This is a genomic window from Chitinophaga sp. W3I9 (assembly GCF_050434025.1).
Taxonomy (GTDB): Bacteria; Bacteroidota; Bacteroidia; order Chitinophagales; family Chitinophagaceae; genus Chitinophaga.
On record NZ_JBNPWC010000001.1, the window covers coordinates 4,546,994 to 4,568,620 of the forward strand.

At 48.5% G+C, this 21,627-nt stretch carries 21 protein-coding genes; 15 read left to right on the forward strand and 6 right to left on the reverse strand.

The features are described from left to right. The first annotated feature begins 27 nt into the window (after positions 1-27). Genes QFZ51_RS18525 through QFZ51_RS18540 form a run of 4 tightly spaced genes read left to right on the forward strand, consistent with a single transcriptional unit; the run spans position 28 to position 5,995 of the window. Positions 28-1,425: a TolC family protein gene (locus QFZ51_RS18525; RefSeq protein ID WP_429047886.1), complete on the forward strand. Its 1,398-nt coding sequence runs from the start codon at positions 28-30 to the stop codon at positions 1,423-1,425. 12 nt (positions 1,426-1,437) lie between these two features. Further along, positions 1,438-4,641: an efflux RND transporter permease subunit gene (locus QFZ51_RS18530; RefSeq protein WP_429047889.1), complete on the forward strand. Its 3,204-nt coding sequence runs from the start codon at positions 1,438-1,440 to the stop codon at positions 4,639-4,641. 16 nt (positions 4,642-4,657) lie between these two features. After that, positions 4,658-5,746, forward strand: a complete 1,089-nt coding sequence (locus tag QFZ51_RS18535; RefSeq protein WP_429047891.1) for an efflux RND transporter periplasmic adaptor subunit — start codon at positions 4,658-4,660, stop codon at positions 5,744-5,746. 48 nt (positions 5,747-5,794) lie between these two features. After that, on the forward strand, positions 5,795-5,995 hold the full coding sequence (locus tag QFZ51_RS18540) for a hypothetical protein (RefSeq protein WP_370913437.1): 201 nt from the start codon (positions 5,795-5,797) through the stop codon (positions 5,993-5,995). A 390-nt stretch (positions 5,996-6,385) separates the two neighbouring features. On the opposite strand, the gene QFZ51_RS18545 is transcribed toward QFZ51_RS18540, so the two are convergent. The 3 genes from QFZ51_RS18545 to QFZ51_RS18555 form a co-directional block, all read right to left on the reverse strand. Then, a complete protein-coding gene (locus tag QFZ51_RS18545) occupies positions 6,386-7,033 on the reverse strand; it encodes a MarC family protein (protein WP_370913438.1) in 648 nt (215 codons plus the stop codon). A 42-nt stretch (positions 7,034-7,075) separates the two neighbouring features. Then, positions 7,076-7,690, reverse strand: coding sequence for a trimeric intracellular cation channel family protein (locus QFZ51_RS18550; protein ID WP_429047892.1), 615 nt, complete (start codon positions 7,688-7,690; stop codon positions 7,076-7,078). A 70-nt stretch (positions 7,691-7,760) separates the two neighbouring features. Then, positions 7,761-8,024, reverse strand: a complete 264-nt coding sequence (locus QFZ51_RS18555) for a hypothetical protein (protein WP_429047894.1) — start codon at positions 8,022-8,024, stop codon at positions 7,761-7,763. A 220-nt stretch (positions 8,025-8,244) separates the two neighbouring features. On the opposite strand from QFZ51_RS18555, the gene QFZ51_RS18560 reads away from it, so the two are divergent. Together QFZ51_RS18560 and QFZ51_RS18565 are read left to right on the forward strand one after the other, a co-directional pair. Beyond that, the gene (locus tag QFZ51_RS18560; RefSeq protein ID WP_429047896.1) at positions 8,245-10,407 is read left to right on the forward strand and encodes a S9 family peptidase; all 2,163 of its coding nucleotides are present in this window, start codon (positions 8,245-8,247) and stop codon (positions 10,405-10,407) included. 28 nt (positions 10,408-10,435) lie between these two features. Then, on the forward strand, positions 10,436-10,831 hold the full coding sequence (locus QFZ51_RS18565) for a hypothetical protein (RefSeq protein WP_429047898.1): 396 nt from the start codon (positions 10,436-10,438) through the stop codon (positions 10,829-10,831). 227 nt (positions 10,832-11,058) lie between these two features. On the opposite strand, the gene QFZ51_RS18570 is transcribed toward QFZ51_RS18565, so the two are convergent. Genes QFZ51_RS18570 through QFZ51_RS18580 form a run of 3 tightly spaced genes read right to left on the reverse strand, consistent with a single transcriptional unit; the run spans position 11,059 to position 13,275 of the window. Next, complete coding sequence (locus QFZ51_RS18570; RefSeq protein ID WP_429047900.1) at positions 11,059-11,703, reverse strand: VIT1/CCC1 transporter family protein; 645 nt, start codon at positions 11,701-11,703, stop codon at positions 11,059-11,061. Between the two features lie 10 nt (positions 11,704-11,713). Continuing rightward, positions 11,714-12,952 carry an ornithine--oxo-acid transaminase gene (rocD, locus tag QFZ51_RS18575; RefSeq protein WP_429047903.1) on the reverse strand — a complete coding sequence of 413 codons (1,239 nt, stop codon included), beginning with the start codon at positions 12,950-12,952 and terminating at the stop codon, positions 11,714-11,716. Positions 12,953-13,011: 59 nt separating this feature from the next. After that, entirely contained in the window at positions 13,012-13,275 is a 264-nt protein-coding gene (locus tag QFZ51_RS18580) for an acyl-CoA-binding protein (RefSeq protein ID WP_079471849.1), read from the reverse strand. A gap of 246 nt (positions 13,276-13,521) precedes the next feature. Between QFZ51_RS18580 and lepA the strand changes: the two genes are divergently transcribed. The 9 genes from lepA to QFZ51_RS18625 all read left to right on the forward strand — a co-directional run bounded on the left by lepA (position 13,522) and on the right by QFZ51_RS18625 (position 21,622). Continuing rightward, entirely contained in the window at positions 13,522-15,315 is a 1,794-nt protein-coding gene (gene lepA, locus QFZ51_RS18585; protein WP_429047905.1) for a translation elongation factor 4, read from the forward strand. A gap of 271 nt (positions 15,316-15,586) precedes the next feature. Beyond that, positions 15,587-16,120, forward strand: coding sequence for a thioredoxin family protein (locus QFZ51_RS18590; RefSeq protein WP_429047908.1), 534 nt, complete (start codon positions 15,587-15,589; stop codon positions 16,118-16,120). Positions 16,121-16,574: 454 nt separating this feature from the next. Continuing rightward, entirely contained in the window at positions 16,575-16,877 is a 303-nt protein-coding gene (gene ureA / locus QFZ51_RS18595) for an urease subunit gamma (protein ID WP_370913447.1), read from the forward strand. Between the two features lie 21 nt (positions 16,878-16,898). After that, positions 16,899-17,273 carry an urease subunit beta gene (gene ureB / locus QFZ51_RS18600; RefSeq protein ID WP_336388574.1) on the forward strand — a complete coding sequence of 125 codons (375 nt, stop codon included), beginning with the start codon at positions 16,899-16,901 and terminating at the stop codon, positions 17,271-17,273. Continuing rightward, positions 17,270-18,991: an urease subunit alpha gene (gene ureC, locus QFZ51_RS18605; RefSeq protein ID WP_429047912.1), complete on the forward strand. Its 1,722-nt coding sequence runs from the start codon at positions 17,270-17,272 to the stop codon at positions 18,989-18,991. The genes ureB and ureC overlap by 4 nt, the downstream gene beginning before the upstream one ends. Positions 18,992-19,003: 12 nt before the next feature. Then, positions 19,004-19,507 carry an urease accessory protein UreE gene (gene ureE / locus QFZ51_RS18610; RefSeq protein ID WP_429047914.1) on the forward strand — a complete coding sequence of 168 codons (504 nt, stop codon included), beginning with the start codon at positions 19,004-19,006 and terminating at the stop codon, positions 19,505-19,507. Positions 19,508-19,512: 5 nt separating this feature from the next. Next, positions 19,513-20,193: an urease accessory protein UreF gene (locus tag QFZ51_RS18615; RefSeq protein ID WP_429047915.1), complete on the forward strand. Its 681-nt coding sequence runs from the start codon at positions 19,513-19,515 to the stop codon at positions 20,191-20,193. A gap of 17 nt (positions 20,194-20,210) precedes the next feature. Next, a complete protein-coding gene (gene ureG, locus QFZ51_RS18620; RefSeq protein WP_370913451.1) occupies positions 20,211-20,846 on the forward strand; it encodes an urease accessory protein UreG in 636 nt (211 codons plus the stop codon). After that, on the forward strand, positions 20,843-21,622 hold the full coding sequence (locus tag QFZ51_RS18625; RefSeq protein WP_429047917.1) for an urease accessory protein UreD: 780 nt from the start codon (positions 20,843-20,845) through the stop codon (positions 21,620-21,622). Before ureG ends, QFZ51_RS18625 begins: the two co-directional genes overlap by 4 nt. Positions 21,623-21,627: the final 5 nt, after the last annotated feature.

Below are 21,627 nucleotides of genomic sequence, written 5' to 3' on the forward strand. Positions count from 1 at the left end.
TTATTTCATTTTCTTTTTTAGCGATTTATGAACTTACATATGATCGCGAAGAAGTGGTGTTGGTGGTTGCTATGTATTTTCCCCTTCACTTCTTTGTTCGCACAATCTGCAGCGGATAGCTTTTCGCTGCAGCGGGCCATTGCGCTTACACTTGCACATTACCCCGCTATAAAGGCCAAACAGGCCCAGGTAAACGCCGGACAGGCAAGCCTTACAGATATTAAGCATAATTGGTACCCGGCCATAAAACTGCACGAGCAGGTAGATGCCGGCACAGACAACAGCATATACGGATCTTATTTCACCATGGGAATGATTCCCTCCACTTCCGGGGGGATCCGCCCGGAAAATAACAGTGCCTTAATGAGCGGCAATATCGCAATGGCCGCTATGCAGTGGGAGATCTATAACTTTGGCGCCTACGGCAGTGAACAGAAAGAAGCGGCACAATCACTTAAAGTGCAGCAAACAGATCTGAATAATACGGCCAACCAGCTAACGGTATCCGTTATTCAAAATTACCTGGAACTGCTCCGGCTGTATGCCTTGCAGCAAATAGCATCAGACAATATCCGGCGTAATGCAGAAGTGCTGAAGGCAGTAACGGCTACCGTGCTGCATGGCCTCAAACCCGGAGTCGACAGCGCCATAGCTGCCGCAGAATTGTCGAAAGCAAGACTCACCCTGCTCGATATAAAAAACAACTATAACCAGGTGCGCATTCAGCTTAGTGTTTTCACCGGACTCGATACGGCGCTGATACTGCCCGATACCATTAACAACAAACGCCTGCGGGTGTTGCTGGGCAGCGAAGCGCCGGACAGCCTGGCCGCCCATCCCATGCTGGCTTATTATCATGCGGTATACGAACAACAACGCGCCGCCGCTGAGGTAATCCGCAAAGCAAGGCTGCCCAAAGTAAACCTGATGGCAGCAGGCTGGATGCGCGGCTCCAGCGGATCATTCAATGATGTATATGATAAAAACCTGTGGAGTGGCCTCGGGTACGGCAGGTACAACTATTTATTCGGATTGGGCATCACATATAATCTTACAGACCTGAAACGCACACACGAAAAAGTTGCTGTGCAGCAATACCGCTCGGAAGCAGCCGCGCAACAACTGGCTACCACCCGCACTGCGCTCAGTGGGTTACTGCAACAGGCGCAGTCGGATATTCAAACTTCGCGCGAGAAACTACAGGAACTGCCTTTGCAACTGGCAGCTGCACGGGCTGCAGCCCGGCAAAAAATGGCGTTGTATAAAGGTGGTCTCACCAATATTATTGATGTCACTACTGCTTTATTTGTTTTGAACCGCGCGGAAACAGACCTGGTACAAACACAGGATGCAGCCTGGAAAGCACTGTTCCGTGCTGCTTATGCCGGCAATACTATTTCACAACTTTTACCTGATCTGAATTAAACGCTATTCATTATGTCATTTGTATCTTCGGCACTGAAGAAGCCCATTGCGGTGGTGGTAATCACCGGCGGACTACTGCTTTTTTCGTTGCTGTCCATCTTCAATATACCCATCGATATATTCCCGAAACTGAACCTGCCAACTATCTACGTGATAGAGCCATACGGAGGAATGTCGCCGCAGCAAATGGAAGGGTTCTTTGCCACCCGCCTGCAGGATCAGTTCCTGTATGTAAATGGCGTAAAAAGTATTTCTACCAAAAACATACAGGGGTTAACGTTACTAAAGCTCACCTTTTATGAAAACACAGATATGGCGGAAGCTTCCGCCCAGGTGGCGTTACAGGTGAACCGCGCCATGAAGTTTTTTCCGCCGGGAGCCTTGCCGCCGCAGGTCATGCGTTTCGATGCATCGTCGCTGCCGGTGGGAGAGCTGGTGTTCAGCAGCCCTAAAAAGTCGCTGAAGGAAATTTATGATCTGGCCGCTACCCGCATCCGGCCTATGTTTGCATCTGTACCCGGACTGTCGGCGCCGCCACCCTTTGGCGCTAACTCCCGGTCGGTGATCATAAATGTTGATCCGCAAAAGCTGCGCAGCTTTAACCTCAGCGCCGATGAAGTAGTGGAAGCCATTGCGAAAAATAATGTGATGACGCCCTCAGGGAACATCCGTATCATCAATACCATGTTTGTGACCACCATCAATTCCCTCGAAAAAGAGGTGGCGGACTTTGGTGATATTCCCATTGTTACCAATGGCAACAACAACGTGTTCGTACGCGACATAGCCCGTGTAGCCGATGCTACGGATGTAACCGTGGATTATGCATTGGTTAATGGCAAACGCTCGGTATATATCCCTGTGGTAAAAACAGCCGATGCCTCCACCTGGGACGTAGTGAAAACACTGAAATCCAAAATCCCGGAAATGCAAAGCCTGCTGCCGGATGATGTAAAGGTATCGTACGAATTTGACCAGTCGGTGTTCGTGATCAATGCCGTGAAAAGCCTGATCACAGAGGGTACGCTGGGCGCATTGCTCACCGGGCTGATGGTACTCCTGTTCCTGCGTGACCTGCGTAGTTGTCTGGTGGTAGTGGTTACCATCCCGGTAGCAGTGCTATGCGCTGTAATGGGACTGAAGCTGGCAGGGCAAACCATCAACATCATGACGCTGAGCGGCCTTGCACTGGCCATCGGTATTCTGGTGGACCAGGCCACGGTGACTATCGAAAATATCCATCAGCACCTGGAAATGGGGAAGTCCAAACGGCTGGCAATTTATGATGCATGCGAAGAAATTGCATTCCCGCTGTTGCTCATCCTGCTTTGCATCCTGGCAGTATTTGCGCCTTCATTTATTATGACCGGGGTGCCACGTGCCATGTTCCTGCCACTGTCGTTGTCTATCGGCTTTGCTATGGTGGCTTCCTATTTCGCAGCGCAAACATTGGTGCCGGTTATCGCCAACTGGTGGCTGAAGGCTGATAAATACCAACACCATGCCCATGCCGGCCTGGCGCTGGATGCGGAAGAAATAAACGAAGTAAACGATCATCTGCAGCAGGCGGTGCAGCATCCGGAAAAAGCAACCGGCTTCGAACGCTTTAAACAGGGCTTTATGCAGGTCCTGGAAAGCGGTATGAATAAATCCCGTATAGTCGTAACCGTTTATATCATTGGTTCCCTGCTATTGGCTGGTGGTTGCTACGTATGGATAGGGAAGGACCTCATGCCCCACATCAACGCCGGGCAGTTCCAGCTTCGTTTACGCATGCCCGATGGTACCCGCCTGGAGCGCACGGAAAGCGCACTGCATGAAGTGCTGGCAGTAGTGGACAGTACCGTGGAAGGGCATGTGGCCATCAGCTCCGCTTACGTGGGATTAATTCCCAGCAGCTATGGTACCAGTAACCTCTATATTTTTAACAGCGGCACCCATGAGGCGGTATTGCAGGTGAACCTGGAGGAAAATTACAAAGTAAATATCGAGATGCTGAAAGATCAGCTCCGGCAGAACATCACGGCGAAAATACCGGAGATGCGGTTGTCCTTTGAGCCGATAGATCTCACGGAAAAAATTATGAGCCAGGGAGCAGCCACGCCGATAGAAGTAAGGGTGGCAGGGAAGGATATGAAACAGATTTCCGCGTATGCACAACAACTGGTAGATAAGCTGCGCGACATTCCTTTCCTGCGGGATGTACAAATTGCGCAGCCACTGCATTTCCCGGTGATCAGCATTCACATTGATCGTCTTAAACTGGCACAGATGGGTTTGAACATTTACCAGGTGGCGCGTTCTGTTACAGCATCCACGTCCTCCAGCCGCTTTACGGAAAAAAATCAATGGCTCGATGAAAAGGTGGCATATACCTACCAGGTACAGGTGCAGGTGCCGGAGTACAACATGACAGCCTTAAACGACCTGAAAGAGATCCCGCTGGTGAAAGGCCAGCCCAGACCAGTACTGGCAGATGTAGCCACTTTTTCCCAAACGGAAATGCCAGGGGAATATGACCGCTCCGGTCCGCGTAGATTCGTTACCGTTAGCGCCAATATTTCGGGCAAAGATCTCGGTGCTGCCACGGCCGCCGTGCAACAGGCGATTCAGGAAACCGGCACACCGCCAAAGGGATTGATCACAGAATTGAAAGGCGCATCAAGCCTCCTGGTGGAAACGTTGAACAGCCTGCAAAACGGGCTGATGATAGCGGTAGCAGTTATCTTCCTGTTGCTGGCGGCCAATTATCAATCGTTCAAATTATCGCTGGTGGTACTCACTACCATCCCGGCAGTAATCGCCGGTGCACTGATCGCCCTGTTACTCACCGGCGCTACACTCAACCTGCAATCTTATATGGGCATGATCATGTCGACCGGCGTATCGGTGGCCAATGCCATCCTGATCGTTACCAACGCGGAAAAACTCCGGGTGGAATACCGCGATGCGCGGAAAGCAGCCATCGTGAGCGCCGGTATAAGGCTACGTCCTATCCTGATGACCAGCCTGGCCATGATCGCAGGGATGATCCCGATGGCCAGCGGCCTTGGGGAAGCAGGAGATCAGACGGCACCGCTGGGACGCGCCGTAATCGGCGGACTGATAGCTTCCACACTTGCCGCCCTGCTTATATTACCGCAGGTATATGCGCTGATGCAGCGTAAGACAGGTTATCAATCGCCCTCCCTAATGCCGGACAATGCCAATGTTTAAAATAAAATCTAAAATAATGAAGTACTATAAATATTACCTGTTCACGGTAAGTATAATCATTGCCCTGGCGGCCTGTAATTCAGCCGCTATGACTGATAAAAAGAAAACAAATAAAGAAGAACGTCATTATATGCTCGCAACAGTGGTACAGCGACCGCTGGCTGGTAGTATCCGCTTGCCGGGCGCGTTAGCCGCCTTCCAGAAGGTTAGCATTTATCCCAGGATCAATGGTTTTGTGAAAAGCATTTCTGTAGACCGCGGCTCCAAAGTAAAAAAAGGACAGGTACTCCTGGTGTTGGAAGCGCCGGAAGTAACCCAGCATTATTACGCTGCACAGTCCAAATACCTGCAGGCAGCGGCCATGTTCGCCTCCAGTAAGGATAACTACGAACGTACCGTAGCCACCAGTGAAGAACCGGGCACCATTTCCCCGCACGACCTGGAGCTGGCAAAAGCCCGTATGCTGGCCGACAGCGCACTGATGAACAGCGAGCAGGCCAATTTCCGCGCGCAGGAAGTAAACCGTGGATATTTAACTGTTACCGCGCCCTTTGATGGCGTGATCACAGAACGTAACATTCACCCCGGTGCCCTGGTGGGGCCGGACACCAAAGTGGATGATAAGCCCATGTTGATGCTGGAGCAGGAAGACAAGCTAAGGCTGATGCTCCAGGTCCCCGAAATATACAGCGCCCAGTTATCAGAACAGTCTGTGATCACATTTGAGGTCAATGCCATTCCCGGTGAACATTTCCAGGGTACCATCGCCAGGCAGGCGGGTACGTTGAATGATAAATACCGCTCTGAAGCTGTAGAAATAGATGTACAGAACGCGAAACGGTTACTCAAAGCAGGAATGTATACAGAAGTGATGCTGCCGCTGAAAGGCTCTGCTCAGGCGCTGTTAGTGCCGGCCAGCGCAATTGTTACGTCTACGGAAAGAAAGTATGTAGTCGCCGTAAGAAATCACTATACAAAATGGATTGATATAGAAGAAGGTAATCATCACAACGACTCCACGGAAGTGTTCGGCCATCTGCAGGCGGATGACCGGGTGATCGCACCGGCAACAGATGAAATTAAAGAAGGTGTCATGATCCCGTAAGCACAGTTCCGGCGTTTTTTTTGTAGCCATACGTTAAAACCATGACTTATGACGATCAAAAAAAGCACTTCCGAAAAGCGTGAGCTGAAAGAAACAAAGCGTAAGAATGAAACACTGGCTCCGGCCAAAGGCGGCGCCAAAAAAGAAAGGAACGACGACCGGAATAATGTATTGGAAGGATATGATGAAGACGAATACGATCAGAAAGATATCGCAGACAGCAAACGCAAAAAGAAAAACCAGGACTAAAAAAAAGTGCCGTCCCGAGGAGTCGGGACGGCTTTTCTGCTAACTGTTCCGTCTATATTGATTTTCTTATGTTCTTATTAAAAAAAGAGAACAAATAACATCCACCTAGTAATCAATAACGGATTTACCTGTTGTTCAACTAAAAAAACTTTATAAAGTGGCAATGAGATTCCTTCACGTATTTTTACGCGAAATGTTTTCGATAAGTTAAAATGTTTTTGGATTTTATGTTTGGATGCGCAATGACAATCATAGCGGGTCACGCTATGCGGATGATGGCTGCTATCTTCTTAAATATTTTTTCCCTTTTGTGTTATCTTGAAAACTCCTTTAGTGCGCATCTGAAATAATAACACGAAACGATTTAAAATTGTTCTGGGAAAACCGTTTTTAAAAATTAAAAAGTTCGCGGATGCCGAGCGCAAACATCTGAACCCCGATAACAGCGAGAATAAGTCCCATCATTTTTGTGATCACCATCATTACATTGGTGCCGATTATTTTTACAATGCGTTCACCTGCAATAAAGAGCAGATAGGTAATATAACATATAAATGCATAAATGGCTATTACAATAGCCAGGTGTGTAAGGTCTTTTGCCGCGGAATAACTCATGGAAGTGGTAATAGCGCCGGGGCCCGCCAGCAGCGGCATTGCCAGTGGGGTAATGGCTACGCTGATCCCCTGGTCGGCCTTCACCGGTTGAGCGCCGAGTTTGGGATTTTCATTTTTATTTTCCTTTTCTCCGCGTACCATTTCATAGCCAATCACGAATACAAGGATACCGCCGGTTACACGCAACGCGGCCAATGTAATGCCAAAAACATGAAAAATGAGTTTACCCGCCACACTGAAAACAAGAATAATACAGAAGGCAATGATCACTGATTTGGTAGCAATATTTCGCTTCGCTTTTTTATCCATATTGGATGTCAGCTCCATAAAAACAGGGATGGCTGAAACAGGATTTACAATTGCCAGTAATCCCATGAATACGGTGGTTGCAAAAGCAAGATAATTATCAAATAATGCCATCATATCAGCAATATAATAAATTTTATTTACCGGCAAACATCGCTGCTAGGAACGTAAGCGGGGCAATTGCCAGTTATGACGCAGGCTTATCAGCCGGATGGTCACTATAACGGTAACGGCTATACCCTGCGCAATGTCTCCGGAAACGCCGGTAAAGTGCCCCGCAACCAGGTACAGGATGCCACCGGCAATAGATGCCGCAGCATATATTTCGCGGGTAAAAAGAATTGGCTGCTCTCCGGTGATAACATCGCGCAGTAATCCGCCGAAAGTGCCGGTAATAACGCCCAGCGCTACACATATGGGCATGGGAAGCCCCGCTGCCAGTCCTTTATTGATACCGGTAATAGTAAACAGCCCAAGACCAATAGCATCAAAGGTGCTGAGTAAACGGGTGAGTTTTTTCACATAGGAAAAAAATAATGCGGCAATAATAGCGGCGGTAATAATGGCCGTGTTGGTAAGTTCGTCCGTCATCCAGGCTACTGGCGTGGCGCCTGTCAGCAGGTCGCGGATAGTACCACCGCCAATAGCGGTGATAAAAGCCAGCGCCAATAGCCCGATAACATCATACGACTTATTAATAGCTGCTGTGGCTCCGGAAACAGCAAACGCAAAAGTGCCCAGTAATTCCAATACCTGGATGAAGGTAAGCTGCATTCTCCTTGTCTGATTTATGAACTAAGGTAAGGATACTTTATATGACTACGACAGGAGAACAACAACCAACTCAATAATCATCCTCATAGGCAGATTCACCACGGAGCGTACGCTCTATCTGGTTGCGGAGACCATGACTGAATCCTTCCACTTCAATTTTAGGATGGTGATCCAGGTAGATCATAAAGCGCCCTGTTTCCTTCGTAACAAGGTCATAGATATCTTCCAGTAAAGCGCAAAGTAATCTCCGGGTATTTTCAGCGATCTGCGCAAGAGAGGAATCTTCAAAATGCCGGTATTCACGGTTTTTATAAGATAAGGTAATCTGTATCATAACTGACGGTTTTTCTGCAGGAATTAGGATTACCGGTTAAAATATGGCTAACCGGCTGGTTTTCATTATCTAATTATTAAATCTGACATAAAAATAGGCAAAAAGAAATTGTTTTTTTAATACTAAAGGGTGATTTTTTATTAAGTGAACACTACCGTCCCTATATTGTTCATTTTTTTTCTATTATAATTTGGCTACCATTGCAAATTATTCTTACATAATGAAGAAACTTACGCTACTCATTGTTTTTATCGCGCTGTATTATTTACCAGCACAGGCGCAGCCCGGAAAGGGCATCCGGTGGAGCCTCGACGGCAAATCCTATTTTAAAGCCACCCCTGCCGGGATCGAATCTTACCCGTTGTCCGGTGAAGCATCTTCCCTAAAAGTCCCCGCAGTCAGCTATCACAACCTTGCCATAAAGGATTTTTATTTTTCAGGAGATGAAAAAAAAGTACTGCTTTACACCAATTCGAAAAAAGTATGGCGTTATGAAACCCGCGGTGACTACTGGTTGCTGGACATCGCCAGCGGAAAACTCCTGCAGCTCGGGAAAGATAAACCGGCTTCTTCCCTTATGTTCGCCAAATTATCACCAGATGGCACGAAAGCCGCGTACGTAAGCGGGCATAACATTTTCGTGGAAGACTTCGCCACAGGCGCCATTACTCCCATTACCACGGATGGTACCCGCCGTTTTATTAACGGTACATTCGATTGGGCCTATGAAGAAGAATTCGGCTGCCGCGACGGCTTCCGCTGGAGCCCGGATAGCAAGCGCATCGCCTACTGGCAGATTGATGCCACAAAGATCCGCGACTTCCTCATGATCGATAACACTGATTCCATATATTCCTTTACGGTGCCGGTAGAATACCCGAAAGCAGGAGAGAGCCCCTCTGCCTGCCGCATCGGGGTTGCCGACATACAAACTGCTAAAACAACCTGGATGCAGGTTCCGGGCGATCAGCAACAACATTATATTCCCCGCATGGAATGGGTGCCCGGTAAAAATACCCTCATCATCCAGCAGCTGAACCGCAAACAAAACGAAAGCAAAATAATGCTCTGCGATGCCGCCAATGGAAATGTACGCCCTGTTTACCAGGAAAAGGACAGCGCCTGGATCGATGTAAAGTCGCGCTGGGACGATGACAACATCGCCGGATGGGACTTTATCCGCAACAGCAAATCCTTTATCTGGGTGAGTGAACAGGACGGCTGGCGCCATCTCTACAATATTTCTACGGACGATGGTAAAGCCACTTTACTCACACCAGGAAACTATGATGTGATCAGCATCGCCAAAATTGATGAAGCGAGTAACACCATTTATTTCCTCGCTTCACCGGACAATCCTACCCAGCAGTACCTTTACAAGGTGCCGTTAAACGGAGGCAAGGCAGAACGTATCACACCCGCGAATGAACCCGGCTCCCACGAATATAAAATTTCACCTTACGGAAACTGGGCTATCCACGACTTCAGCAACGCATATACTTATCCTGTTAGTGAAAACCTGCAGCTGCCGGCGCACAAAAGCAAGGACAATACCGTACTGAATGCTATTACCAAAGGCGCTGCAGCACCCAATAAACCGGAGTTCTTCAGCATCACCACCGTTGACGGCGTTACCATGAGCGGCTGGATGAGTAAACCCGCCAGTTTTGATCCCTCCAAAAAATATCCCGTGGTATTTTATGTATACGGCGAACCCGCCGGCGCTACCTCGCTAGACGCCATTGGCGCAGGCCGCAATTTCCTCTACGACGGCGATATGGCTGCCGACGGATATGTGTACGTATCAATGGACAACAGGGGCACCCCATTGCCCAAAGGCCGCAACTGGCGTAAATGCGTGTACCGCAAAGTAGGATTGATCAATGCACGCGACCAGGCTATGGGCACCAAAGCATTGTTACAGAAATATACTTTTCTTGATCCGCAACGCACCGCTGTTTGGGGCTGGAGCGGCGGCGGCTCCATGACGCTGAATCTCCTGTTCCAGTATCCGGAGATCTATAAAACAGGGATCGCCATTGCTGCGGTAGGCAACCAGCTTACTTATGATAACATTTACCAGGAACGCTATATGGGCCTGCCCGAAGAAAACCGGGAAGACTTTGTAAAAGGTTCGCCTATCACTTATGCAAAAAATCTCCAGGGCAATCTGCTTTATATCCATGGCACCGGTGATGACAACGTACATTATCAGAACGCGGAAATGCTGCTGAATGAACTGATCAGGTATAATAAGCAGTTCCAGTTTATGGCTTATCCTAACCGCACACATAGTATCTCTGAGGGGCAAGGTACTTTTGAACACCTTTCTACTTTATATACTAATTATTTGCGTTCGCATTGTGAACCGGGCGCAAAATAAGTACCTTTGCCTCCCTAAATTTAAAAGTATGTCCAGGACAGCTATTATTGGAATACTGGCAGTGTTGCTGGTGATTATCTGCGCGTTTTTGCCGTGGTCGGTGGTAGACGTGGAAGGCAGGCACCTGGTTTTTACAGGCGTAAACGGAACGGGTTCCAATTACGGAGAGCCGGGCCGGTTATGTATTATCCTTTCTGTACTGGCAATTGGAATATTCCTGGTAAAGAATAAGTGGGTGTCCAGGGTGAACCTCTTTATTGTAGGGTTTCTGCTGGCCTGGACCTTCAGGAATATGTTGTTGTATTCAAGATGTGAGATGGGCGATTGTCCGCAGTCGCAACCCGGCCTTTACTTATCATTAGCTGGTGCGCTGGTAGCCTTTGCCTGCGTGTTGTTTACACGTCCGCCTAAAAACAGTAAATAAAAATCCGCATCGTCTTCGGCGATGCGGATTTTGTCTTTCCCACTGATTACGCTGATTATACTGATTCCCTTGATTTTACTTTTGGGATTTTTTTATGATTTTAAAAAGATTCGGGGAGATATAAGCGAAAATATCCGCTTATATCTCCCCGAATCATTAAAATCCAAAGTGATCAGATCCCTAAATCAATATAATCAGCGTAATCAGTGGGAAAGACAAAATCCGCTTCAGAAGATGGTTTTATGTAAAATCCATGCACCCGCAAGGATACCGGCTCCCATCAACCAATACCGTAAAATCACCGGGAGCGGACGTTGCGCGGTTACTTTCGCCTTGATAAAACTGAAAATCGTGAGTCCCAGGAAAACCAGCAGGATACTGGTAGGGGAGGCCGCTGCGAAATTTTCATTGGAAAGGTAAGGTCCCAGCGAAAGGATGCCGCCCAGCAAAAAGAAAACTCCCGTCATCAACGCACTCTTGATAGCACGGGAACGGCTAAACGCAGATTCCTTTACTTTTTCCTGTTCCAGCATCAGCTCCCATGAATGGGCATCCTTTTCCATTTCCTGTTCTATATGTGCAATCATACGCGGGTTGATATCCAGTCGTTGCAGCTTGGACCGTTCCTGGTCCGACAACAGGGCGCTGTCGTGCTGCAGGTCGCCTTTATTAGCCTGGAAAGCGCTGATCATTACCAGTACGGCGCCAATGATCAGTGCGCACAGGTGAATGGTATAAAAGGTTTGCACTTCAATGGGAAATACCTGTATCACCTGCGTAGCAAAGAACAGCAGGAAAAGTCCATCGGGAAATCCGATTAAAAAATCTGTCTTCCACCCGGAACTACGGATGGCTTTATGGGATATAGTCATACAAGGTTCACTAACTGAAAGCCTGCTCCAGGCTTCTTTTGATGATCTGCACGCAATCGTTGATCTGTCCTGCGTTGATAGACAGGGGCGGTGCAAACCGTATTTTATCACCGTGTGTTGGTTTTGCCAGCAGACCGTTTTCTTTTAAAGTAAGACAAAGGTCCCAGGCAGCTTCCGGGTCTTTATGTTCAATAACGATGGCGTTCAGCAGTCCTTTTCCACGGATGGTGGTGATGTAAGGCGAATGCAGTTCCTTCAGGCCGTTGCGGAGCAACAGGCCCATTTCAGCGGCGTTTTCCGCCATCTTCTCGTCTTTCAGCACCTGCAGGGAAGCAATGGCCACTTTGCAGGCCAGCGGGTTGCCGCCATAGGTGGAGCCATGTTCGCCCGGTTTAATGGTGAGCATGATCTCATCATCCGCCAGTACAGCGCTCACCGGTAAGGTGCCGGCCGACAAAGCCTTTCCAAGTATCAGGATATCCGGGCGCACATTTTCATGGTCGCACGCCAGCATTTTGCCGGTACGGGCCAAACCCGTCTGTATCTCGTCTGCAATAAATAACACATTGGCATCCTGGCAGTACTGCCAGGCTTTGGATAAATACCCTTCATCCGGTACCATTACACCCGCTTCACCCTGTATAGGTTCTACCAGGAATCCGGCTACGTTTTTATCCTGTAAAGCCTGTTCCAGTGCTGTTAGGCTGTTGTATGGAATGACTTCATAGCCCGGTGTGAACGGACCAAAATTATCACGTGCGGCAGGATCCGTACTGAACGAAATCACATTGAGCGTACGCCCGTGGAAGTTATTGGCGCAAACAATGATCTTTGCTTTGTCTTTCGGAATGCCTTTTACAATATAGGCCCAATGACGGCAAAGCTTCAGCGCTGTTTCCACTGCTTCCACCCCCGTATTCATGGGCAATACTTTGTCATATCCGAAATAAGCAGTGATATATTGTGCATATTCTCCCAGCAAATCATTGTGAAATGCACGGGAGGTAAGTGTCAGCTTTTTTGCCTGCTCTATAAGGGTGGCAATAATTTTAGGGTGACAATGCCCCTGGTTTACAGCAGAATAACCGGACAGAAAATCATAATAACTTTTGCCATCCACATCCCATAAAAAAACACCTTCGCCCCGGTCCAGTACAACCGGCAGCGGATGATAATTATGGGCACCATATTGTTCTTCCAGCGCCAGGTAATGTTGTGACTTTTCGCTTATCGTGTATGAAGGTACCATAACCCAAAAGTAAGGAAAAAGATGAAAGAAGCTGTTAGCCATCAGCTAACAGCTCCCGGCTAATTGCCTCCTTTCAGTTTCTTTACCAGGTCCACATATTCCTGCATCGCCGCATCCTTCGTTTTACCTTTCAACTCCGCCCACGCTTCATGCTTGGCTTTCGCCACAAAATCAAATGGGTTGGAAGGACCGTCGTTATCCACGTCGCCGGTTGTTCCCTGTTTGTACAAAGCATACAACTGCAGCAAAATTTCATTGGACGGTTTCTCCGGCAGGGTTTTACTGGCTGCTACTGCCTCTTCAAACTGACTGGTTAGTTCCATGTGCGGTGAATTTTAAATTTAATAATACGGGTTAACACCCTCATTTTTCCCTTATGTCTATAAAGTTGAGCTTTATATATTAATATATCAAAAAAAGCCCGCGCCATCCTTTCTATCTCCTTAAAAACCAAATAACAAAACATAATTACTAAACGCATTAACTAATGAACTAATTTCAATACCTTTGCCGGCTGAAAAGGTCCGATGCAGTACATTGCAGCAGGACACGGAATAGCAAAAAAACATATGAAGAATATTCGCAATTTTTGTATCATTGCCCATATTGACCACGGTAAAAGTACCCTGGCAGACCGTTTACTGGAGTTTACACATACTATTTCCGACCGCGACATGCAGGCACAGGTGCTGGACGACATGGATCTTGAACGTGAGAAAGGGATCACCATCAAGAGCCACGCCATTCAGATGGATTACACGGCAAAAAATGGTGAAAAATATATCTTTAACCTGATCGATACCCCCGGCCATGTGGACTTCTCCTACGAAGTATCCCGCGCCCTTGCCGCCTGCGAAGGAGCCCTCCTCCTGGTAGACGCCGCACAGGGTATCCAGGCGCAAACTATCTCAAATCTTTACCTGGCACTGGAAAACGACCTCGAAATCATCCCCGTTATCAATAAAATTGATATGCAGGGCGCCATGATCGAAGAAGTGAAAGACCAGATCATTGAACTCATTGGCGTAAAAGGGGAAGATATCCTGCTTGCCTCCGGTAAAACCGGTATCGGCATTGAAGAGATCCTTGAAGCCATCGTTCACCGTATTCCCGCTCCCAAAGGCAGTAATGAAGCGCCGTTACAGGCACTGATCTTCGATAGCGTATTCAACTCATTCCGTGGTATCATCGCGTATTTCCGCGTGTTCAACGGCTCCATCAAAAAAGGTGATAAGATCCGGTTTTTCAACAGCGGAGAAGAATATTTTGCAGATGAAGTAGGCATCCTGAAACTTGGACTCGATCCCCGCAAGGAAGTATTCACCGGGGATGTAGGGTATATTATTACCGGTATCAAAAGCGCTAAGGAAGTGAAAGTAGGGGATACCATCACCTTATCCAATAACCCTTGCTTAGAAGGTATCAACGGCTTCCAGGAAGTAAAACCAATGGTATTTGCCGGTATCTATCCTGTAAATACGGAAGATTTCGAAGAGCTGCGTGAGTGTATGGACAAACTGCAGCTGAACGATGCTTCCCTCACCTATGAGCTGGAAACCTCGCAGGCGCTGGGTTTTGGCTTCCGTTGCGGATTCCTCGGTATGCTTCACATGGAAATTATCCAGGAACGCCTCGAAAGGGAATTCAATCAAACCGTTATCACCACGGTTCCCAACGTAAGCTTCATTGCACACACAACCCGCGATGGCGTGATCATCGTAAACAACCCTAGCGAAATGCCCGATCCTACCAAACTGGACAGGATCGAGGAGCCTTTCATCCGCGCACAGATCATCACCAAGCCGGAATATATCGGTAACATCATGACCCTGTGTCTCGGCAAACGCGGTAACCTCCTGAATCAAAGCTATCTGACCACCACCCGCGTGGAACTGATGTTTGAAATACCATTAACGGAAATCGTATTCGACTTTTATGATAAACTGAAAAGCCAGACACGCGGATACGCCTCCTTCGACTATACCCCGATCGGATTCCGCGACAGTGATATCGTGAAAATGGATATCCTCCTGAACAACGAAAAAGTGGATGCACTCAGTGCCCTGATCCACAGAAGTCGCGCACAGGAGTTTGGCCGTAAACTCACCGAAAAACTGAAGGAACTGCTGCCCCGCCAGCAATTCCTGATCGCCATCCAGGCAGCCATCGGCGCCAAGATCGTTGCCCGCGAAAACATCAGCGCTATGCGTAAAGACGTAACCGCAAAATGTTATGGCGGTGACATCTCCCGTAAACGTAAATTACTCGAGAAACAAAAAGAAGGTAAGAAACGTATGCGCCAGATAGGCAACGTGGAAATACCACAGGAAGCGTTCCTGGCGGTACTCAAGCTCGATGATTAAAGCGTAGGTTGTCTTACTCAGGATTACGCTGATTATATTGATTAAGGGGATTGATCACTTTGGATTTTATATGATTTTGGGAGATATAAGCGGATATATTCGTTTATATCTCCTTTTAATTTTTATATAAATCTGAAAATCCAAAAAAAAATCCAAAAGTAAAAATCAAACTAATCAGTAAAATCAGCGTAATCCTGAGCCAAGACAATTTCCGCATCGCCGAAGGCGATCCCCACGCGAAATTTGTTATATTTGAGAAAACCAATCACCCATGCGTTCTTTAGTGCTCTCTTTAACATTCGTATTTTCCGCGCTCGCTTTCTCGGCCGTAAAAGCGCAACAGGCGCCACCCGCCGCCGACCAGGTAGTAAAAGATGCCTGCGCGCAGGCAGCCAAAGCCAATAAAAAAGTGATCGTCATCTTTCACGCATCCTGGTGTGGCTGGTGCCATAAAATGGATACTGCCATGAATGATGCCAGCGTGAAAAAAGCATTCGACAACAATTACGAAATCCGTCATATCACCGTGCTGGAAAACGGCGCCAACAAATCGCTGGAAAACCCCGGTGGCGCAGATCTGCTGGCAAAATATCACGGCGATCAGGAAGGCATTCCGTTCTGGCTGGTATTAAACACCAACGGTGAACTGCTGGCCGACAGCCGCATGAAAAGCCCCACCGGCAAACTGCAGAACGTAGGCTGTCCGCGCCCAGAAAGAAGAAGTGGATTACTTCGTTGGCATCCTCGAAAAAACATCAAAAATGAAACGCGGAGAACTCGATGCCGTACGTACTCGGTTCGGTAAAATAGCCAGCGCCGCACATTAAGCGGATTTTGTCTTACTCAGGATTACGCTGATTTTACTGATTTTTTTGATTTGAACATTTTGGATTTTAAAGGATTTGGGGAGATATAGGCGGATTTTGTCTTTCCCGCTGATTACACTGATTTTACTGATTATTTTTTTAAAAGATTTGGGGAGATATAAGCGAAAATATCCGCTTACATCTCCCCGAATCATTTAAAATCCAAAGTGTTCAAATCCCTTAATCAGTAAAATCAGTGTAATCAGCGGGAAAGACAAAATCCGCCTATATCTCCCCAAATCCTTTAAAATCCAAAATGTTCAAATCAAAAAAATCAGTAAAATCAGCGTAATCCTGAGAAAGACAAAATCCGCGGAAAAATCGTACTTTACCACTCCTTTCATACACCAGCCAATCTCCCGGAAAAAAGTTTTTATACAACAATCTATTCATATGCACCTGACTGCACGGGAAACCGAGAAATTACTACTGCACCTGGCCGGTGAACTGGCCGAGAAAAGAAAAGCACGAGGACTGCGCCTTAACTACCCGGAAGCCATCGCCCTTATCAGCAGCCGCTTAATGGAAGCGGCACGAGACGGCAATACCGTGGCAGCGCTCATGCACTATGGCGCTACCATTCTTACCCGCGAAGATGTGATGGAAGGCATACCCGAAATGATCCACGAGGTTCAGATCGAAGCTACTTTTCCCGACGGTACCAAACTGGTCACCGTACATGATCCTATCCGTTAACCAGTACTAAATCTTACAACCATGATCCCCGGAGAATATTTTTTAAAGAAGGAAGATATCATTGCCAATGCCGGCCGGAAAACGGTCAGGGTAAGCGTGGTGAACACCGGTGACAGACCGGTGCAGATAGGCTCCCATTGCCACTTTTTTGAAGTAAACCGCATGATGTCTTTCCCAAGGGAGGCCGCATTCGGTATGCGGCTCAATATACCTTCTGGCAATGCTGTACGCTTTGAGCCGGGAGAAGCCAAGGAAGTGGAACTGGTGGAGCTGGGCGGCGCCCGGAAAGTGATCGGTATCAATAACCTTGTAAACGGCGATACCACCGATCCTGCTGTGAAAGCCGCAGCCATAGCCAAAGCAGCTTCCCTCAATTTTAAATCCGAGCAACTATGAGCCTGTCCATCAGCAAAACAAAATATGTAAATATGTATGGTCCTACCACCGGCGATCGCGTACGGCTGGCAGATACAGACCTCATCATCGAAATAGAAAAGGATTACAACGTATACGGCGATGAAAGCAAATTCGGCGGCGGTAAAAGCGTAAGGGACGGTATGGCCCAATCGGCCACCGCACTGCGCAGCGAAGGCGTGCTCGATTTTGTAATCACTAACGTGATGATCATCGATCACTGGGGTATTGTGAAGGGAGATATAGGGATTAAAGACGGTAAGATCGTTGCAGTAGGACAGGCAGGTAATCCCGACACGATGGACGGCGTACATCCGCAGCTCATCATCGGTGCATCCACCGAAGTACACAATGGCGCCAACCTCATCGCCACTGCCGGCGGTATTGATACGCACATTCACTTTATCTGCCCGCAACAGGTGGATCATGCCCTCTTCAGCGGAGTAACCACCCTGATAGGCGGCGGTACTGGTCCGGCCGATGGCACCAGCGCGACTACGGTAACACCGGGAAAATGGAACATCCAGCGCATGTTGCAGGCGGCAGAAGCATACCCCGTAAACCTCGGCTTCTTTGGTAAAGGGAATTGTGCTACCACAGGGCCATTGGTGGAACAGATAGCTGCAGGCGCGCTGGGGCTGAAAATTCATGAAGACTGGGGCGCTACGCCGGCCGTAATAGATGCTTCCCTGAAAGTAGCCGACGAACTGGACGTGCAGATCGCCATCCACACGGATACGCTGAATGAAGCCGGCTTCCTGGAAGATACACTCAACGCCATCAACGGCCGTGTAATACATACCTTCCACACAGAAGGCGCAGGTGGCGGCCATGCACCGGATATCATCCGCGCCGCCTCCTTCCCGAATGTATTGCCTGCATCTACCAATCCCACCCGCCCTTATACGGTAAATACCATCGATGAACATCTCGACATGCTGATGGTATGCCATCACCTGGATAAAAAAGTACCGGAAGATGTGGCCTTCGCAGATTCCCGCATTCGCCCGGAAACCATTGCTGCAGAAGATATCCTGCACGACATGGGCGTATTCAGCATCATGAGCTCCGACTCACAGGCAATGGGTCGCATCGGTGAAGTGATCATCCGCACCTGGCAAACCGCCGATAAAATGAAGAAACAACGTGGCGCACTGGAGGAGGATAAGAACAGCGAGAATGATAACTTCCGTGTGAAAAGATACATCGCCAAATATACCATCAACCCGGCTATCGCACACGGCATCTCCACGCATATCGGTTCCCTGGAACCCGGTAAAATGGCAGATCTCGTGCTGTGGAAACCCGCTTTCTTCGGCGTGAAGCCTGAAATGATCATCAAAGGCGGCATGATCAATGCCAGCCGCATGGGCGATCCCAATGCGTCCATTCCAACACCGCAGCCGGTAATTTACCGCCACATGTTTGGCGCACACGGAAAAGCACTGCTGCACACCAGCGTATTATTCGTATCTGCGTTATCGTTAGAGAAAGGCATTAAAGAAGAATACGGTTTACAGAAACAATTGTTGCCGGTGAGCAACTGCCGTAACATCTCCAAAAAAGATCTTATTCATAACGATAAAACACCCGATATCACCGTAAATCCGGAAACATACGAAGTACGGGTAGACGGCGAAAAAATTACCTGCGAACCGTTAAAGGAACTGTCGCTCGCACAGCGTTATTTTTTATTTTAATCCGGAAGAGATATGTTGGTAAGGGAAATTATAGGAAATACGGATACGCATACACGCAGCAGTAAAGAAACCGACCTGCTGCCGCTGGAATGGTTTGAAACTTCCCGGCGCATTCAGCGGAAACTCACTGCCGGCGGCCGTGAAGTGGCATTGAAGTTTACAAAGGAAGGGCAGCAACTGCAACAAAATGATATCCTCTACCAGGACAACGACCTGATGATCGTGGTAGACATCCTTCCCTGTGAAGCTATTGTGATCCGCCCGCAGAACATGGCCGAAATGGCAAAGGTGTGCTACGAAATCGGCAACAAACACCTGCCGCTTTTCCTCGAAGAGGAGCAGCTGCTGATTCCCGCAGAGGAGCCGCTGTATCGCTGGCTCCATGCGGCCGGGTACCCGGTGGTAAAAGAACGGCGCAAGTTACTGCACATCCTGCGTACTAACGTACAACCACACACGCATGGAAACAGCGGCTCTTCATTTTTTGAGAAGATCCTGGAACTGGCGTCAAAATAGAGCATATGGAACAGCATTATCTCGGCAGCTTACTACACCTGGCAGACAGCACATTGCCCATTGGCGGTTACACACATTCTGCCGGGCTGGAAACCTTTGTGCAACAGGGGCTGGTCAACAGCGCAGCCACTGCGGCTACCTTTGTGCGCAATATGCTGCAGAATAATATCCGCTACAACGATGCCGCATTTATGAGCCTGGCCTACACCGCAGCTACACAAAATAATGTGAACGAACTGCTGGAGCTGCACCACCTGTGCACTGCCGTAAAAGCGCCGCGCGAACTCCGGGAAGCCAGCCAGAAGCTGGGTGCAAGGCTTACCCGTATTTTCAGCCGCAGGTACACCAGCGACCTGGTAACGCAGTATGAAACAGCGGCAGGTAACAGCCCGCACTACTGCCTGGTGTTTGGTATATACGCCCACCTCACCGGCATTCCATTGTCGTCCGCGTTGTATGCGTTCTATTACAACGCCGCCATGGGAATGGTGACCAACTGCGTAAAGCTCGTGCCCCTTGGGCAAATGGACGGGCAGGATATCATCTTTGACCTGCAACATCTACTAAAAGAACTGACAGCAGCAACGATACAACCCGACAGATCATTGCTCGGCCTTTGCAACGCGGCATTTGATATCCGCAGTATGCAGCACGAACGCCTGTACAGCCGGTTGTATATGTCGTAACAATAATTATTCATACAATGAGCAGAGAATACATAAAAGTAGGAGTGGCCGGTCCGGTAGGTTCCGGCAAAACAGCCCTCATTGAGCGGTTAACAAGGCAAATGGCGCAACACTACCAGGTAGCCGTCATCACCAACGATATTTATACGAAGGAAGATGCGGAATTCCTCACGAAAAACAGCCTGCTGCCGGCAGAGAGGATCATTGGCGTGGAAACCGGCGGCTGCCCACATACCGCCATCCGTGAAGATGCCAGCATGAACCTGGAAGCCGTGGAAGAAATGGTACGCCGCTTCCCCGATATTGAAATCATCTTTATTGAAAGCGGCGGCGATAACCTGTCCGCCACTTTCAGCCCCGACCTGGCAGATGTTACCATTTTTGTGATAGACGTAGCGGAAGGGGATAAGATTCCCCGTAAAGGAGGTCCCGGTATTACCCGCTCGAACCTGCTCGTGATTAATAAAATTGACCTCGCCCCTTATGTGCACGCCGACCTTGGCGTAATGGAAAGAGATGCCCGCAAAATGAGAGTAGGACAACCTTTCGTGTTCACTGACCTCATGAGCGGTACCGGGCTGCAAGACGTAATTAACTGGATTAAAAGATATGCATTACTGGAAGACAGCGCCGTGCCCAACCTCTTAACATGATCAGTGAACTGAAGATATTGACAGGCAAAAGGGACAGCAGCACTTACCTGAAGGAATGCTACTGCACGCGGCCTTTTAAAGTGGCCAACGTGCGGGAGGAACGCAGCGACCCGGTATTGCGCCTCATGATGATGAGCTCTTCGCCGGGGATGCTGGATAAAGATCATTACCAGTTAGATATTACCGTAACCGCAGGCACCGCCCTGCACCTGCAAACTCAGGCCTACCAGCGGCTGTTTAACATGGAAACCGGCGCTACACAGGAAATGTGCGTACGACTGCAAACAGGGAGCACCTTCACCTTTTTACCGCACCCCCTGGTGCCGCATGAAAAGGCTGCCTACACCGGCACGGCAAACCTGCACCTGGCAAATGACTGCCGTCTTATATGGGGAGAAATCATTACCTGCGGCCGGAAACTAAACGGGGAAATATTCCTGTTTACAAAACTGCACAGCATCACACAGGTATTTTTGGGGGAGCAGCTGTTGTTAAGGGATAACCTCCTGATGCAACCCGGTGTTACCAGCTTTAATGCAATGGGATGGATGGAAGAATATACCCACCAGGCCACCTTCCTGTTTTTTGATACCCATGAAAAGGTACTCCTGAACGAAACTGCGGACAGGCTTCACCGTTACCTGGAAGATCAACCCCATATCCTGGCCGGCGTTACCCGCACTGCGGGTAATGGCATCATGGTAAGAATGCTGGGCCATAGCGGGGAACAACTATTTGAATGTCAGCAACAACTGGCAAAGCTTTTATCTCTTTAAAAATG

Excerpts from the sequence above, each read along its gene's own strand:
- QFZ51_RS18530 (WP_429047889.1), top strand. The coding sequence starts at position 1,438 with ATGTCATTTGTATCTTCGGCACTGAAGAAGCCCATTGCGGTGGTGGTA.
- ureB (WP_336388574.1), top strand. The coding sequence starts at position 16,899 with ATGATCCCCGGAGAATATTTTTTAAAGAAGGAAGATATCATTGCCAAT.
- QFZ51_RS18565 (WP_429047898.1), top strand. The coding sequence starts at position 10,436 with ATGTCCAGGACAGCTATTATTGGAATACTGGCAGTGTTGCTGGTGATT.
- lepA (WP_429047905.1), top strand. The coding sequence starts at position 13,522 with ATGAAGAATATTCGCAATTTTTGTATCATTGCCCATATTGACCACGGT.
- QFZ51_RS18545 (WP_370913438.1), bottom strand. The coding sequence starts at position 7,033 with ATGATGGCATTATTTGATAATTATCTTGCTTTTGCAACCACCGTATTC.
- QFZ51_RS18615 (WP_429047915.1), top strand. The coding sequence starts at position 19,513 with ATGGAACAGCATTATCTCGGCAGCTTACTACACCTGGCAGACAGCACA.
- ureE (WP_429047914.1), top strand. The coding sequence starts at position 19,004 with ATGTTGGTAAGGGAAATTATAGGAAATACGGATACGCATACACGCAGC.
- QFZ51_RS18540 (WP_370913437.1), top strand. The coding sequence starts at position 5,795 with ATGACGATCAAAAAAAGCACTTCCGAAAAGCGTGAGCTGAAAGAAACA.
- QFZ51_RS18555 (WP_429047894.1), bottom strand. The coding sequence starts at position 8,024 with ATGATACAGATTACCTTATCTTATAAAAACCGTGAATACCGGCATTTT.
- QFZ51_RS18570 (WP_429047900.1), bottom strand. The coding sequence starts at position 11,703 with ATGACTATATCCCATAAAGCCATCCGTAGTTCCGGGTGGAAGACAGAT.
- QFZ51_RS18535 (WP_429047891.1), top strand. The coding sequence starts at position 4,658 with ATGAAGTACTATAAATATTACCTGTTCACGGTAAGTATAATCATTGCC.
- QFZ51_RS18560 (WP_429047896.1), top strand. The coding sequence starts at position 8,245 with ATGAAGAAACTTACGCTACTCATTGTTTTTATCGCGCTGTATTATTTA.
- QFZ51_RS18550 (WP_429047892.1), bottom strand. The coding sequence starts at position 7,690 with ATGCAGCTTACCTTCATCCAGGTATTGGAATTACTGGGCACTTTTGCG.
- ureA (WP_370913447.1), top strand. The coding sequence starts at position 16,575 with ATGCACCTGACTGCACGGGAAACCGAGAAATTACTACTGCACCTGGCC.
- QFZ51_RS18590 (WP_429047908.1), top strand. The coding sequence starts at position 15,587 with ATGCGTTCTTTAGTGCTCTCTTTAACATTCGTATTTTCCGCGCTCGCT.
- rocD (WP_429047903.1), bottom strand. The coding sequence starts at position 12,952 with ATGGTACCTTCATACACGATAAGCGAAAAGTCACAACATTACCTGGCG.
- ureC (WP_429047912.1), top strand. The coding sequence starts at position 17,270 with ATGAGCCTGTCCATCAGCAAAACAAAATATGTAAATATGTATGGTCCT.
- QFZ51_RS18625 (WP_429047917.1), top strand. The coding sequence starts at position 20,843 with ATGATCAGTGAACTGAAGATATTGACAGGCAAAAGGGACAGCAGCACT.
- QFZ51_RS18525 (WP_429047886.1), top strand. The coding sequence starts at position 28 with ATGAACTTACATATGATCGCGAAGAAGTGGTGTTGGTGGTTGCTATGT.
- ureG (WP_370913451.1), top strand. The coding sequence starts at position 20,211 with ATGAGCAGAGAATACATAAAAGTAGGAGTGGCCGGTCCGGTAGGTTCC.
- QFZ51_RS18580 (WP_079471849.1), bottom strand. The coding sequence starts at position 13,275 with ATGGAACTAACCAGTCAGTTTGAAGAGGCAGTAGCAGCCAGTAAAACC.